Annotated in this window: 14 protein-coding genes and 2 tRNA genes; 2 read left to right on the plus strand and 14 right to left on the minus strand. The window is 45.9% G+C overall.

Annotation, left to right across the window (positions count from 1 at the left end):
• Nucleotides 1–49: 49 nt before the first annotated feature.
• The 5 genes from ACE3MQ_RS16485 to ACE3MQ_RS16505 form a co-directional block, all read right to left on the minus strand.
• Nucleotides 50–433, minus strand: a complete 384-nt coding sequence (locus ACE3MQ_RS16485) for a thioredoxin family protein (protein WP_379394551.1) — start codon at nucleotides 431–433, stop codon at nucleotides 50–52.
• Between the two features lie 55 nt (nucleotides 434–488).
• The gene (locus ACE3MQ_RS16490; RefSeq protein ID WP_379394553.1) at nucleotides 489–1,598 is read right to left on the minus strand and encodes a flavin monoamine oxidase family protein; all 1,110 of its coding nucleotides are present in this window, start codon (nucleotides 1,596–1,598) and stop codon (nucleotides 489–491) included.
• Nucleotide 1,599: 1 nt separating this feature from the next.
• Entirely contained in the window at nucleotides 1,600–2,856 is a 1,257-nt protein-coding gene (locus ACE3MQ_RS16495; protein ID WP_379394605.1) for an MFS transporter, read from the minus strand.
• A 358-nt stretch (nucleotides 2,857–3,214) separates the two neighbouring features.
• Entirely contained in the window at nucleotides 3,215–3,535 is a 321-nt protein-coding gene (gene trxA, locus ACE3MQ_RS16500; protein ID WP_379394555.1) for a thioredoxin, read from the minus strand.
• 14 nt (nucleotides 3,536–3,549) lie between these two features.
• Entirely contained in the window at nucleotides 3,550–3,837 is a 288-nt protein-coding gene (locus ACE3MQ_RS16505) for a hypothetical protein (protein ID WP_379394557.1), read from the minus strand.
• Nucleotides 3,838–4,250: 413 nt separating this feature from the next.
• On the opposite strand from ACE3MQ_RS16505, the gene ytxJ reads away from it, so the two are divergent.
• Both ytxJ and ACE3MQ_RS16515 read left to right on the plus strand, forming a co-directional pair.
• Nucleotides 4,251–4,589 carry a bacillithiol system redox-active protein YtxJ gene (gene ytxJ / locus ACE3MQ_RS16510; RefSeq protein WP_379394559.1) on the plus strand — a complete coding sequence of 113 codons (339 nt, stop codon included), beginning with the start codon at nucleotides 4,251–4,253 and terminating at the stop codon, nucleotides 4,587–4,589.
• 28 nt (nucleotides 4,590–4,617) lie between these two features.
• A complete protein-coding gene (locus ACE3MQ_RS16515) occupies nucleotides 4,618–5,286 on the plus strand; it encodes an ArsR/SmtB family transcription factor (RefSeq protein WP_379394561.1) in 669 nt (222 codons plus the stop codon).
• 563 nt (nucleotides 5,287–5,849) lie between these two features.
• Here the strand turns inward: ACE3MQ_RS16515 and ACE3MQ_RS16520 are convergent.
• The 9 genes from ACE3MQ_RS16520 to ACE3MQ_RS16560 form a co-directional block, all read right to left on the minus strand.
• Nucleotides 5,850–5,923, minus strand: a tRNA-Gly gene (locus ACE3MQ_RS16520).
• Between the two features lie 334 nt (nucleotides 5,924–6,257).
• A complete protein-coding gene (locus tag ACE3MQ_RS16525) occupies nucleotides 6,258–6,893 on the minus strand; it encodes a hypothetical protein (protein ID WP_379394563.1) in 636 nt (211 codons plus the stop codon).
• Between the two features lie 44 nt (nucleotides 6,894–6,937).
• Nucleotides 6,938–8,257 carry an ABC transporter substrate-binding protein gene (locus tag ACE3MQ_RS16530; protein WP_379394565.1) on the minus strand — a complete coding sequence of 440 codons (1,320 nt, stop codon included), beginning with the start codon at nucleotides 8,255–8,257 and terminating at the stop codon, nucleotides 6,938–6,940.
• Nucleotides 8,258–8,306: 49 nt separating this feature from the next.
• Nucleotides 8,307–9,464 (minus strand): efflux RND transporter periplasmic adaptor subunit, encoded by a 1,158-nt coding sequence (locus ACE3MQ_RS16535; RefSeq protein ID WP_379394567.1) that lies wholly within the window; start codon nucleotides 9,462–9,464, stop codon nucleotides 8,307–8,309.
• Between the two features lie 20 nt (nucleotides 9,465–9,484).
• Complete coding sequence (locus ACE3MQ_RS16540; protein WP_379394569.1) at nucleotides 9,485–10,363, minus strand: carbohydrate ABC transporter permease; 879 nt, start codon at nucleotides 10,361–10,363, stop codon at nucleotides 9,485–9,487.
• Between the two features lie 13 nt (nucleotides 10,364–10,376).
• Entirely contained in the window at nucleotides 10,377–11,249 is an 873-nt protein-coding gene (locus ACE3MQ_RS16545; protein ID WP_379394571.1) for a carbohydrate ABC transporter permease, read from the minus strand.
• On the minus strand, nucleotides 11,246–12,070 hold the full coding sequence (locus ACE3MQ_RS16550) for a hypothetical protein (RefSeq protein WP_379394573.1): 825 nt from the start codon (nucleotides 12,068–12,070) through the stop codon (nucleotides 11,246–11,248). The genes ACE3MQ_RS16545 and ACE3MQ_RS16550 overlap by 4 nt, the downstream gene beginning before the upstream one ends.
• A complete protein-coding gene (locus tag ACE3MQ_RS16555) occupies nucleotides 12,060–12,635 on the minus strand; it encodes a sigma-70 family RNA polymerase sigma factor (protein ID WP_379394575.1) in 576 nt (191 codons plus the stop codon). Before ACE3MQ_RS16555 ends, ACE3MQ_RS16550 begins: the two co-directional genes overlap by 11 nt.
• A 215-nt stretch (nucleotides 12,636–12,850) precedes the next feature.
• A tRNA-Leu gene (locus tag ACE3MQ_RS16560) sits at nucleotides 12,851–12,934 on the minus strand.
• Nucleotides 12,935–12,952 lie beyond the last annotated feature (18 nt).

Genomic DNA, 12,952 nt, shown 5'->3' on the forward strand with positions numbered 1-12,952 from the left:
TTACTTTATTAATACAGATGCAAATATCGCCTGTAAGCACTGCTGATCATTATTTTATCCCTTCATCTAACATAGCAAATTGGTATACTCGATCAATTTGTGTCTTTAATTGATCAAAACGGACAAATTGATTCGCTCGAATATACTCTTTTTGATCCATGGTCAACAGAATGGTTGGGACAGTAAAAATTAAAAACTTTGCCGCAACTGCTTCAACTTGATTCGCATTGATGTGACCAAAATGGATATGCGGATAATTCAACTTAGGTATAAGAGCATGACACACCGAACACTCTGGTCTTGATACGTATATCATACATAATTTATTCTTCTCCAGAAATGCTTCTACCTCATTCAGCGAAGTTAGCTCATGATTTTTTTCAAGTTGCCACCTCCAAACAGTATCAATATTGGGACAATGCCCAACTTCCATAAGAATGTTTTATCAAAAAAGCACAGCCATATGTGACTATGCTTGGGCTTATGAGTTATTCGTTTTTGAAATATTCCATGAGCTCAGATACTGCTCGATCAGCAGAACGCAGAGCGCCTTCCAAATGCCCGCCTTGTGCGCGAGCGGTTTCTGTGCCGGCAAAAAAGATCCTTTTATCCCGGCTTTGACTGCCAACAACAGGGCCATAAACCGGGTAGTCAAGAAGAGGTTCCCTATCTTCAGCAACAGCCGTAACCGGATCTCTCGCCCAATCCTTACAAAGAAGGGCAATCGGATGTTCAGCAAACGGTCCAAAAAGTCGGAGAAGTTGCTCCTGAACAAGCTTTAGCAGACTTTCCTCCCCTAACTCATCGCGTTTACCGGCCGGTATGCCAAAAAACCCAAAAAGAGCTCCCGCTCCGGTAACAGGCGATGCATCATGAATTTCTTGCAAAGGTCCGGCCCAGCTTGTTGCAAAACCTGAAACTCCCTGTTCGCGCCAAAATGGGCTCTTGTAAACCGCAATCACTTTCGCATGGGACGCCATCCACGTAGGCTTGCTCAGCAAACTCACCATCAACTCGGAAGATAACTCGGGCTTGAAAATGATATTCCGCGCGGCCAACCGTGGCGGTATCGCTATAACGACTGCGCTTGCCCCGATTTCTTCCTTTCCACCATCAATCTCAATAGCAAGAGTACCGTCGACTTTCTCGCGAATCGAGGTCACTCTCGTATTCAGTTGAATGATTCCATCAGGAAGAGTAGCCGCTATGGCGTCAACAAGAACCTGAACCCCTCCCACAAATCTGACGGCGCTTTCCACAGCTCCCTCTGGCAACGCATATTGCTGCGGAGGCTCCTTTTGCGATCGCTCTGTAACCATAAGTCCCGTCTGATATTGCAGGAACGTCTTTAAACCAAGCTCATGAACAAGCTCGGTAATAACAGGTTCATAGCGCGGCCAGAACCACGTTGGACCCAAGTCAAATTTTCCGAGATCAGGTCTGTCAACAACCTCTTGACTTAAAACTCTCCCGCCAATACGCTCCCGGGCTTCGAGCACACGGCATGGAATCCCTTGAGCGGTAAGCAAAGAAGCTGCTCGCAGGCCGCTTAAACCTGCACCGATAATCATTACGGGGTTATTTTTTTCATATTGCATCCTACTCACCTTTTTTCTTCCGAACCCAAAGGACAACTGGAATCAAAAGCAAAGACAGAAAAGCTCCAGCTAAGGAAAGGGTTGTGAAGCTGGATTGCGCTACAATCATACCCGACAACGCTCCTCCAGAAGCTCCGCCTAAAGCGATCAAAACATCTACCGTACCTTGGGTTTTCGCCCGAATCTGTGGAGGTGTTGCATGAACAATTGCCGCCGTTCCGCTAATCAAGCCAAAATTCCAACCTAATCCAAGCAGCGCAAGAGCCAGAACCAACACAACCATGGAATCACCAGGTCCAAATGCAGCCAATAAGCCTGACAGCAACAGCGTAACTCCAGCAACGTATGACATGGCGATATGTCCATATTTGTCAACGAGAACACCTGTGATCAGGGAAGGAAGATACATAGCTGCAACATGAATGCCAATGACAATACCTACTGCACCCAAACCGTGTCCATGATGCTGCATGTGAACAGGAGTCATCGTCATTATCGCAACCATTACAATCTGTGTAAGCACCATAACCGTTGCGCCAATGACAATCCCTTTTTTATTGGCGACATTTTCGTTAGTTCGGGATTGCTTTACATCATTGGTTATAGATTCGAGTCTTTGCTTTTCAGCTACAGCCTTGGCAACAAGGAATGGATCAGGTCGCAAGAAAACAAACAGCACCAGCCCGGCAATCAGATACGCCGCCGCTGCCAGCATGAATGGTCCTGACAATGGCGGAGCGCCCAAAGACACGGCGAACCTGCCGGTCAGTGTGACCAGATTCGGTCCCGCAACAGCGCCAAACGTTGTGAAAACCATAGCCATACTTATCGCCTTCGCCCGATGGGTTGGCAATGCCAAATCCGTCCCCGCATATCTTGCTTGCAAATTGGTTGCCGTACCTGCCCCATAAAGCAACATGGCAAAAAAAAGTAAGGGCACACTGTTGAATAGCGCGGAAAGCACAACGCCGACAGCTCCCAAACCGCCTATCATAAACCCTATAGCCAATCCTGGCCTGCGGCCCCATCGCTGGGTAAGTCGCCCTACTCCATAAGCGGCCGCGGCAGAGCCCAGCGTAATAAGTCCTGAAGGAATTCCGGCATACTGATCTGTACCCAGCATATCTTGGGCAAGCAATGCGCCTACGGTGACCCCTGCCGCCAAACCCGCTCCAGCAAGTATTTGCGATAAAATAACAACCTTTAACGTTTTGGCATGCAACTGACGCTGTTTCTCCGATACATTCACGTATTCCATAATGGAAGGCGACAGATTATGCGCCTTATTCTCAATAGCTACAGTGTTATCCAGCATTTCTATTCTCCCTTATCTGTAAATATATATACGGGATATGATTCTCAAGACTCGCCTGATTCGTTCTCATGGTCAGCCGAAATAGTTCACCGTAAAGTTTGACTCTTCAATTATTCTATTGAATTATAGTTTCGAATATAAACCACGTCAAGTTCATTGCTATACCCATTCAAACTCATTTCCTTATGGTGAATGATAGAATCAAGGTGGCTTCAAAATAAAAGGGAGCCAACCTTTTGATTGACTCCCATCACGAACTTCTTAATAGCCATCATGTACGGTGCTGCCAGTTATTTTTCAATCACGAATTTACTTGGCTCAAGACTTTGCTTTTAAGTACAGGCTTTTGATTAATCCCCACCATTTGCTCTATCAGCTTGCCATCCTTAAATAGCAACAGAGCTGGAATGCTGCGAATACCAAATTGTGAAGCCAGTTCCCCTTGTTCATCGACGTTCACTGTAGCGATCGTCGCCTGCCCATTCATTTCATCAGCTAATTCATGAACAATTGGAAGCTGTATTTGGCAAGGCCCACACCACGGAGCCCAGAAATCAACCAAACTTACCCCAGACTGAATTGAACTTTGAAACGTATCTTTCGTTAGTGCCACTGCTCCCACTCTAAATACCTCCTTTAATGTGCCGTGTAGATTCGGATTTCAGGCTCCGCTGCCAATAGATCTTTCAAACCGACGACAACGTCGTTATTAAAAAGGTCGCTTTCGAGATAAGCTTTTGCATCGGACTCGCTGCTGAAACTATGAAGAACTTGAACATCTTCGTCACGGATCAAAAGTTCTTTCGTCAATGCACCATTAATTCCTTTCAAAAATGGCTCTTTGTATGTCGTATACACTTTTGCAGCTGCTTCACGATTCACTGGTTCAATTTTCAACGTGATTTGAAGATAAGCTTTTTGCATAATGCCTACGCCTCCAGTTTATAAAATTTTAATCAATATAATTCAATAATTCAATCGATCAATTGAATTATAATACTAAAAAAATCACCCGTCAAGAGTCTCGCCTTTCTGTGCCACATATAGATTCACCTATAGAACCTCATTGAGAATATCCTCACGAAACCCCACTAACTCCAAGTTATGGTCCTCTAGTAGGTACGCAAAATTGGGATAAAATGATCCTTTTGCAAGTACGGAAACCACTTGCGTACCCGCAATCCAAGCAGAACATGATACCATAAAAAAATTTACAATACACTAGTTATCTCCATTTTGTTGCTCAATTGAATAATTGAACAACTTGATGTACACTATATAAAAACTCCCGATTACTTTTATTAATAATCGGTTTGATAAGGAAAGGAGCCTTTCATATGGATTGGATTGAAGTTACGACGCTTGAGGAATGGAATGAAGTCTTGCAAAAATCATCCAAACGCGGACAAGTGCTTCTTAAACATAGTACAACTTGTCCTGTAAGTGCTAACGCACTTCAAGAATATGAACAGTATTTAAAAGATACACCGAATGATAATTTGGATTATGTTATGATCAAAGTCATCGAATCGCGACCGGTATCCAACAAAATAGCGGAAGATTTGAACGTGAAGCATGAATCTCCTCAAATTATTTATGTAAAGGATAAGTCCAAATTTTGGACCGCATCGCATTGGTCCGTCACAAAGGCGCATATGGCCGCGGTGTTAGATTAATTTTTTCAAGAATTGAGGGAAAATCATTATGTCAGATCATATGCTGGAGTCCGCGAGTATCTTTAAAGAGGAACTATACAGGCAATTATCGAGAATCGGAAAATGCCTGTCGAGCGATAAACGTTTGGAAATTCTGACCTTATTGTCCCAAGGATCAAAAACGGTGGAAAAGCTAACCACTTCCTCGGGTATGAATTTTGCCAATGTCTCCCGCCATCTTCAGGTTTTATTGGATGCCCGACTTGTTAAATTCACAAAGAAGGGCACCCATGTCATCTACTCATTGGCCGACCCTGCTATTGTCGATTTACTTAGTTCCTTGTGGAGGATCAGTGAGAAACAACTTCCAGACATCACCAAACTTAAAAACGACTTTTTGCATGAACTGGATCATATTCAAACTCTGACGATGGATCAAGTGATGGAAAAATTAAATACAGAGTCTATCCTTCTTTTAGATTTACGTCCAAAAGAGGAATTTGAAATTAGTCATATCAAGGGCGCTATATCCGTTCCCATGAAGGAACTGGAATATTATATGAGTAAATTGTCCAAGGATACCGAGATTGTTGCTTATTGCAGAGGTCCGCTCTGTGTATACTCTGCAATCGCTGCACAAAAATTGCAGGCTGAAGGATTCAGAGCCTATCGAATGGATGAAGGATTACATGAGTGGCAGGAACATTTTGCTCACTAAAACAAAAATTACGGGATCATTGACTGTACTTTCCAACAAAAGCAGAGAGTTGTGTCTCTTTAATAACATAGTCAATGGCAAAAGATTAGCACAGAGCCAATGAAGTCGAGATATGGATCGGCTTCATTGGCTCTGTGCTTGATGCTGGCACCATTCGTATAACCTCATCTTCCATCAGAAAAGCCCAGATGCTATATCTGGGACATTTTTAAGATAGCAGAGTTTTTTTAGCATTAGATACCGCTTCATCAATTCAGCTAACAAGTTTAGGCTTGAACATTACTCTAAACTCAGGCTTGCCATATAATTTGAAATTAGCATATCGTAGTAGCCAATGTCACCGGATGATCTAGACAATAATTGAGCTCCTTGAACAAAAGCGACAAGCATTTGGGCCTGCTCAGCCGGAGTAATACCGAAAATGAAATCGCCGGCTTCCTTTCCTTGCTTGAGTACATACTCAATCCAGTTCTTGTTGGCATCAAAGAACAAATTTAGAGAACTTGGGGTAAAGCTTTTGCAGAGCTCTGCCTTACCACTTGGCTATGGCGCCATATGAGTAATGGAGCGGAAGACGGGATTCGAACCGAGACCCTCGCCTTGGCAAGGCGATGCTCTACCCCTGAGCCACTTCCGCGCATTTCATGCCCTCTGGAAAGCATCGTGATCTCCAGAGGGTCTTTACTGGGGATCAAGGATTCGAACCTTGGAATAACGGAGTCAAATTCCGTTGCCTTACTGCTTGCTTGGCTAATGAGTCAACACCTGTTCCGCCAAAGTAAGACTGTCATCCGACACATAGATATTCCAAACTGGATGAAAGCCATCCCAGTCGCTTCCAAACCCAATCAAGAAATCCCCTTCTGGATGTCTTTCGACATACTCCTTGGAGATGGGCAAAGGTATTTTATACTTGAAGTATTCCATAAGCCAAAAAACCGCTTAGCCGCGCTGCTAAACGGTCCAATATGCTACATCTGAATTGACTTAATCATCTCATGAACGGCCTCCTGCCATTCACTCCTCTCATTAGCAGGAGCAGTAAAATCAATCTCAAGAAGTGCGCCATCTAATTCTGCCCAAGCCACGAAATGATAAGTGTCATCACCCTTCTTGGATGAGATGATGACTTCATTGATCGCGATATGCTTCCCATGAACGAGCTGCGTCTCATCCTTTAACCACTCTAGCTTTTCTCCTTCACTGTCTTGTTCCATAATTCCCCTCATCTTCAATCGCGCCCCATCGATTCCAGCATCAGTCGTCATTTGCTCTGGATCATGCTTCATCTCTAGCTTAACTTTCTTATGGCTATCCGTATAGACAAGCTTCGCGTTCGATGTCTCATTCGCTTGCACCTCTAATCCCTGTGGAAGCTTCAGTGACATCATGTTCGAGAACACTTTGATCATTCCTGGCTCAGCAGCCTCATTTTCCAAATTGTTATTATCTTTTTCTTCTTGACCTTGTTCCTGTTGCTCATGCTCCACAGTCAATGGGGTTCTGTTCTCCCCAGCATCCTTTACTTTGCTGCCTGGGAAACTGCAAGCAGAAATGCTTACTGCTATCACGGCGGTTATCAAAGATACAGCTATCCATTTTTTCACCTAGAGCATTCCTTTCGTTTCGGATTTGAATTTGAATTTGCCGTCTACTCATTTAAGTAGGTTGTTACACGGTTTGCGACCAAATCCGCAACCGCTTGTGCCGATTTCTGACCACTAAAATAAGCCTTCGCTTCCTCTTCAATGATTAGTTGAATCTTCGAATCATTTTTTTGAGGCGTAATCGCATGGGCCAGCATCTGCTTGATCATGCCGATGTCTGCCTTCTGGACCGGGATCGTGGATCCCATTGGCGACTCGATAACGCCTTTGTCTTCAAGATCCTTTAACGTCTTCTCGTTTACCTTTTTATTGACAGAAAACCCTTGTAATCCTGGCATGGTCTGTATTTCTTCGGACAATAAGAACTTCAAGAAATCCCACGCTTCTGCCTGCACATTCGAATTCCTATTTAATCCTAATTTCTTATGCGTCAAGAAGGTGACTCCTGCCTGTTGCCCAGCAGCGAGCGGCTTGCGATAGATCTTCCCTTGCTCATAGAACATCGCAGGCCCTACGAAATAATCTTCAGGCGATAGGATCAAAGAAGGTGCAAAGAAATAATCTCCTGCATTAACTTCCGCATCCGTAACCACCTTATCCTCATACATCTTTTTCACTTGCTCCATCAGTTCAACGAATGCATTGGTATCGAAGCTAGCAGGGCGCTTCTCTTCATGGACAATGCGATTATAGTTGTCGATGAACAGAATGTTCAACATCAGCTCAGGTGGCGTGTTCCCCATCGAATACGTGTGCCCGCCGGATGCCGCCAGACGTTTGCCCACCTCTGTGAACTCCCCCCATGTCCATGTGCTGTCATCGAATTTCACGCCGGATTGCTCAATTGCTTTTTTGTCGCCCATAAGACTGTCTAAAAAGAACCGCAGAGGCAACGAATAGAGCCCCCCTCTCATCTTGGCCCCGTCCAGGATGTTCATCTCATACGAATTGGAATCAAAGGCAGGATCCTGCTTCATCAACTCGCTCAAGTTCACTAGCGCTTGCTTGTCTACGTATTTCTCAACCGACAGACCACTCACATCCAGGGCGATCAAATCGGCCCCTTTGCCAGACAATAGCTCTGTATTAGTGGTTTTCACATATTTCTCGAGATCACCTTCTTGATCGGAGCCCTCCCCTTGGCTGTATTCCTTGATTTGAATATCCACATCGGGATGTTGCTCTTCATACTTTTTCTCTGCCAGGGAATACATAGGATCCGCTTCCAATACGGATAAGACAACGATTTTCTTCCCGTTTTGTTCCTGCTGCCCTTGCTTCGCCTCACCGGCCTGTCCGCCGGAGCATGCTGTCAACGACATCGTTATTGCAACGATTAAACTAAGTACACCACTTTTTTTCATCCTAACCTCTCCTCTCCATTCTCTATGCAAATTATACGGCCCAAGCGCATTAGACCCTGACGCGTTGACCTTCTATTAGCGGCTCACTGCTCTCGACAATGATGCGGTCTTTCATGGATACCCCTTGTAACACCAGGGTTTCTTGGCCATTCGTTCCCCCTAATTGAACAGGAGCCTTGCGAACTATAAAGGTATTGCCCAGCGGGCCTGAACGCTCGTCGATGACAAGCACATAACTGTTCTTCCCTTCCCGGTGAATCGCTTGGTTCGATACGAGTATGCCGCCATCGGTCTTCTCCGATTGTGTCAATTCCACGCTCACAAGGTCATTCGCTTGAACATTCGGATGTTGGACCTTCACAACGACTTGTTGACTTGAAGCCATCTGATATGCATTTCCTTCCGATCCCTCTTGAAAGGAAGTTCCTACATCGCCTGTCATTGGACGAATTTCGGTAATAATCCCTTCAACCGGAACTTTAGCCCCCTCATGTTCGATTTCTACGTTCATCTTCTCCTCGGTACGCAATTTCAGGCCAATGGCATCCGGAATGATAATCTCGAATTGATAGCCCTGCTGCGTATTCGCTAAGCTGATATCTGGCCCGCCGCTCCCCGAAGGCAGTTGCGGCACCGCATGTACTTTTGTCACAACACCGTCAAAAGGCGCGATAATGCGTCTGCGATCGCTCGCCTCCGACTGCATCGTGCTCAATTTTCGCTCATGCACACCGATGGCTAATCGCGCACGTTCTAAATCCCGCTTCGTTCGCCGCGCCTGTATCTCGTCGTTATTTTGTACGGCTTCAATATAAGCATCCTGCAAGTCAACTAACGATAGCCGCTGTTGCGCAAGTCCCGCCTGTACATCCAGGATTTCCTGCGCAGCAGCAGGATTCTCATAGGTGATTAACGTCTGTCCCTGAGCTACGCGATCCCCCTCTTTTACATGTACCTTCTTAATGAACCATTCCGCCTTGTTCGACAAGTCGATATGCTGCCGAGGCATCAGCCGGGCCGTCCCGCGCCACGTAGTGACTAACGCTCCTTCCCTCCCTTGTTCGGTTCGCACCTTCGGCAGATGTAACGTCAGCAATGTATTGCTTGCCAGGGTAAGGAAAAGGAGCAAGCTGAAGAACAGGCCGGAGAGCCACGCTATGTTTCGTTTTTTTCTTGCATCCAGCGCTTCGGTGAACCCTGTAGCCATCCTATCCCTCCTCTCATGAGCTACCCTTTAATCCCCGACATTTGAATCCCTTCGATAAAGTAAGACTCCGCATACAGGAACAGGAGAACCATTGGCGTCATATAGATCAGCGATGCGGCAAAGCCGATGCCTTGGGCTTCCTTGTGAATTCTGGATAAATAGAGCGATAATGGCTGCTTGAACGCATCCTCCAAAAAAATCAACGGCTGCTCGACCATATTCCAATAATCAACGAACAGCAAGACGATCAGCGCCGCAATCCCCGGCTTCATCAAAGGCAGCATAATCTGATAGAAAATACGGTAATGACCGGCGCCATCCATCTGAGCGGCTTCAACCAGCGCATACGGAATCGATAGCATAAATTGTCTCAGCATGAACACACCGAAGGCCGCGAATATCCCCGGCAAAACAATCGCGCTAGCCGTGTTCATCAATCCCAACTTGTCAGCAATAATATAATTCGGAACCAAGGTCACTTGGAAAGGCATGAGCATCGTCATTAAGTACACCCGAAACCAGCCTTCTCTCCCCTTGAACCGGAGCTTGGCAAAGGCGTACGCTGCTAGTGCGCTTACTACCGTCTGTCCCGCAATGATCGCCACGACCATCGCGACGGAATTCCATAACATGAACAAATACGTCGGCGTCTCCAGCAATACGCTCCCGTACTGCTCGAAGGACAGCCAGTCCGGGATAAGCTTCAGATTCACGAATGCAGCAGGTTCCCCTTGCGCAGCGACTGGCATTTTACCTACCAGCTCGTAATTGCTGCGAATTTCCTGCTCAGTCATGAGCGAGTTTGTGAATGTAATCACAATGGGGAAAAGCATCATGAGCCCGATACATGCCATCACCAGCGTGACCGATAGGTTCCGAATGAACCCCCTGTTCTTCATTCTTCCTCCCGCATCATTCCATAAATTGTGTATATCGCTTCTCTAGCCTAAGCAGAATCGCCACGATGATAAAGATACCTATCACCATAAGCGTCGCAGCCGCCGACAGCTTCTGTACATCCATCGAGAGGAACATATTGTTCATATAATGCTGAAGCGTATAGATGCTGTCATGCGGATAATCTCCTGCGATCAGGTACGTTTCACGAAATATTTTGAACGTATTCATAATCGACATCAGAACGACGAAGACCATCGTCGGCGTAAGATAGACAAGGGTAATTCCGTAACATTGACGCCATTTGCCCGCACCCTCCAACTCAGCCGTCTCATAGTAATCTCGCGGGATGCTCTGCAGCCCTGCAAGGAATAAGATGATGTTGTAGCCGATATGCTTCCATAGGTAGAACACGGAGATCACCCCTCGCGCCCAGGCCGATTTCATCCAGTCTATTTGTTCAAGCCCGGCAGCGTGCATCCAAGCGTTAAGTGATCCATTCCAATCAAAAAGCACTTGCCACACCATCACGACGGAGGCTACGGGCACAACCAACGGCAGGACATAAGCCATCCGAAGAAATTGACGCAGATAGAGATTCCGGTTCAGCACGAGCGCGATTCCAAGTGACAGTATAAGCATCAGCGGGACATTCACCGCCGTGAACCAGAACGTATTCGAGGCGGCTTTGCAAAAGGAATCGCTGCTCAGCAGCTCCTGATAATTCGATAGTCCAACAAACGAACCGCCCACCGTCCGGTCCAATACCGAGTAGACAAGCCCCATCCCGAACGGAATGAGATAGAATAAGGCAAAGCCAATGGCGCTCGGCAACAAGAACGTTACGGCCACCATCCCTTCTCTACGGCTGAGACGGTTCCGTTTCATGGCTTCTCCGAAGGGAAGAATGCAACACTTGTACTTCCTTCTTGAAGATTCACTTGGAACATCTCCTTGCCATCCGCTGCACGCTTGTAGATGACGATGGACTGACCTATTCCTAGCGCTTCATCAGCATGGGCTCCTACCACTTCAGGCCAATATCCATCGGAACGAACATCCAATTGCTTCAAGAATGCACCCGCCATAGCGATCGCTTCCGAATCCTGCAAGTTCGAAGCAGGCGGAGCAAATGGCTCTAAACCAATCGTTTGAACAAAATGAATCTGTCCTGTCTCCACATCGACATTGGCTACAACCTCTTTATGCGGCTCCTCGAATGTCTTTCCTTTCTCCATCAGAATGACATTCAATAGATGGATCTGCTCTCCTCCTCTGATTCCTTTGGTAATTTGTGCGCTCACGATGTCGAAGTCCCTCGTCTCAGGAAACCCGCGGTAAATGCGCGCAAGCACTTCCTGTGCCGTTTGATTGCCGCTAATCTCATCCGCATACAAGTTAGTGGTGACATAATCCGAATCCTTATCTTTGGTGATGAAGCTCCGCATATCTTCCGTCCCGGATAGATTGAGCAGGGCTCGAATCCGCGCCGCTACGGCAGGCCCGTTATAAATGACAACCGGCACGAGAAGTGTAGCCGCAAGCATACATGCAACCATGCGAACTTTCAGATTTGATTTTGCTTTATATTTATCATTACGATAACGTTCGTAAGAATTTTCTTGAATGCGCTCCTGCATTTCGGATGGAATTTCCATTGCTTCCGCACAATCCTGTAGCTTATCACGTAGTTGTGGTTCAATGGACATAAAGTTCTTTCTCCTTTCCCGGCTCACTATATGGGCTAAGCTCGCGAAGCTTCCCCAGTGCTGCGTGATGTCTGGATTTGACCGTGCCTACGGGGATGTTCAGCAATTCGGCAATTTCATCGAATGTATAGTTGTGATAATAGCGCAGAATAATCACTGTGCGAAGTTTGTAGGATAACTGATGAACGATGGTTAGCATTTCTAGGTGGGTCTCGGCCTCAAGAACCTGACGATCTGAGAAAATATGCTCTTCCACCTCCAAGAGCCGCTTCTTCTCGAAGATTCGGAACCTCCTCCAGCTTTTGGTTCTCCACTTCTGTATTTGCTTCATGACGATGCCATGCATCCAAAATCGGAAGGAACGATTCGCATCGTAATTGCCGATAGACCGCCACAGCTGAAAATAAATCTCGTTCATTACATCTTCTATTTCATTTTTTTCCGTCATCAGAAACATGACAGAGCGGTAGATTTCGGGGAATGACCATTCATAAATCACTCGAAATGCAGATGGATCCCCCTCCTTCATCCGTTCAATCCAATACGCTATGTTGATGTCTTTCACGAAAAAAGGGCCCTCCTTAGTAAGCTTACAATCTATATTGCCTCGTTCATTCGAAAAGGTTCGATTTATGGATAAAAATTTTAGTTTATTCATTCGGTACAAGTATACAAATGATATAATACTTCCGTCCATGCTATGAGCGAATGTTTAAAGCTATAAAACAAAAAAGCTTTCAAGGATTTTGCAATCCAAGAAAGCTTCACTGTTTGTAAGTATGGTACCGGTGAGAGGACTCGAACCTCCACGGGTCTCCCCATTCGATTTTGAGTCGAACGCGTCTGCCATTCCGCCACACCGGCATATCATATGCAAATAAA

The organism is Paenibacillus lentus (genome assembly GCF_042714055.1).
Lineage (GTDB): Bacteria > Bacillota > Bacilli > Paenibacillales > Paenibacillaceae > Fontibacillus > Fontibacillus lentus_A.

What these genes read in the sequence shown, in the direction of transcription:
- ACE3MQ_RS16550 (WP_379394573.1), bottom strand. Translation starts at nt 12,070, where the DNA reads ATGTCCATTGAACCACAACTACGTGATAAGCTACAGGATTGTGCGGAA.
- ACE3MQ_RS16530 (WP_379394565.1), bottom strand. Translation starts at nt 8,257, where the DNA reads ATGAAAAAAAGTGGTGTACTTAGTTTAATCGTTGCAATAACGATGTCG.
- ACE3MQ_RS16540 (WP_379394569.1), bottom strand. Translation starts at nt 10,363, where the DNA reads ATGAAGAACAGGGGGTTCATTCGGAACCTATCGGTCACGCTGGTGATG.
- ACE3MQ_RS16485 (WP_379394551.1), bottom strand. Translation starts at nt 433, where the DNA reads ATGGAAGTTGGGCATTGTCCCAATATTGATACTGTTTGGAGGTGGCAA.
- ACE3MQ_RS16515 (WP_379394561.1), top strand. Translation starts at nt 4,618, where the DNA reads ATGTCAGATCATATGCTGGAGTCCGCGAGTATCTTTAAAGAGGAACTA.
- ytxJ (WP_379394559.1), top strand. Translation starts at nt 4,251, where the DNA reads ATGGATTGGATTGAAGTTACGACGCTTGAGGAATGGAATGAAGTCTTG.
- ACE3MQ_RS16495 (WP_379394605.1), bottom strand. Translation starts at nt 2,856, where the DNA reads ATGGAATACGTGAATGTATCGGAGAAACAGCGTCAGTTGCATGCCAAA.
- ACE3MQ_RS16490 (WP_379394553.1), bottom strand. Translation starts at nt 1,598, where the DNA reads ATGCAATATGAAAAAAATAACCCCGTAATGATTATCGGTGCAGGTTTA.
- ACE3MQ_RS16545 (WP_379394571.1), bottom strand. Translation starts at nt 11,249, where the DNA reads ATGAAACGGAACCGTCTCAGCCGTAGAGAAGGGATGGTGGCCGTAACG.
- ACE3MQ_RS16535 (WP_379394567.1), bottom strand. Translation starts at nt 9,464, where the DNA reads ATGGCTACAGGGTTCACCGAAGCGCTGGATGCAAGAAAAAAACGAAAC.
- ACE3MQ_RS16505 (WP_379394557.1), bottom strand. Translation starts at nt 3,837, where the DNA reads ATGCAAAAAGCTTATCTTCAAATCACGTTGAAAATTGAACCAGTGAAT.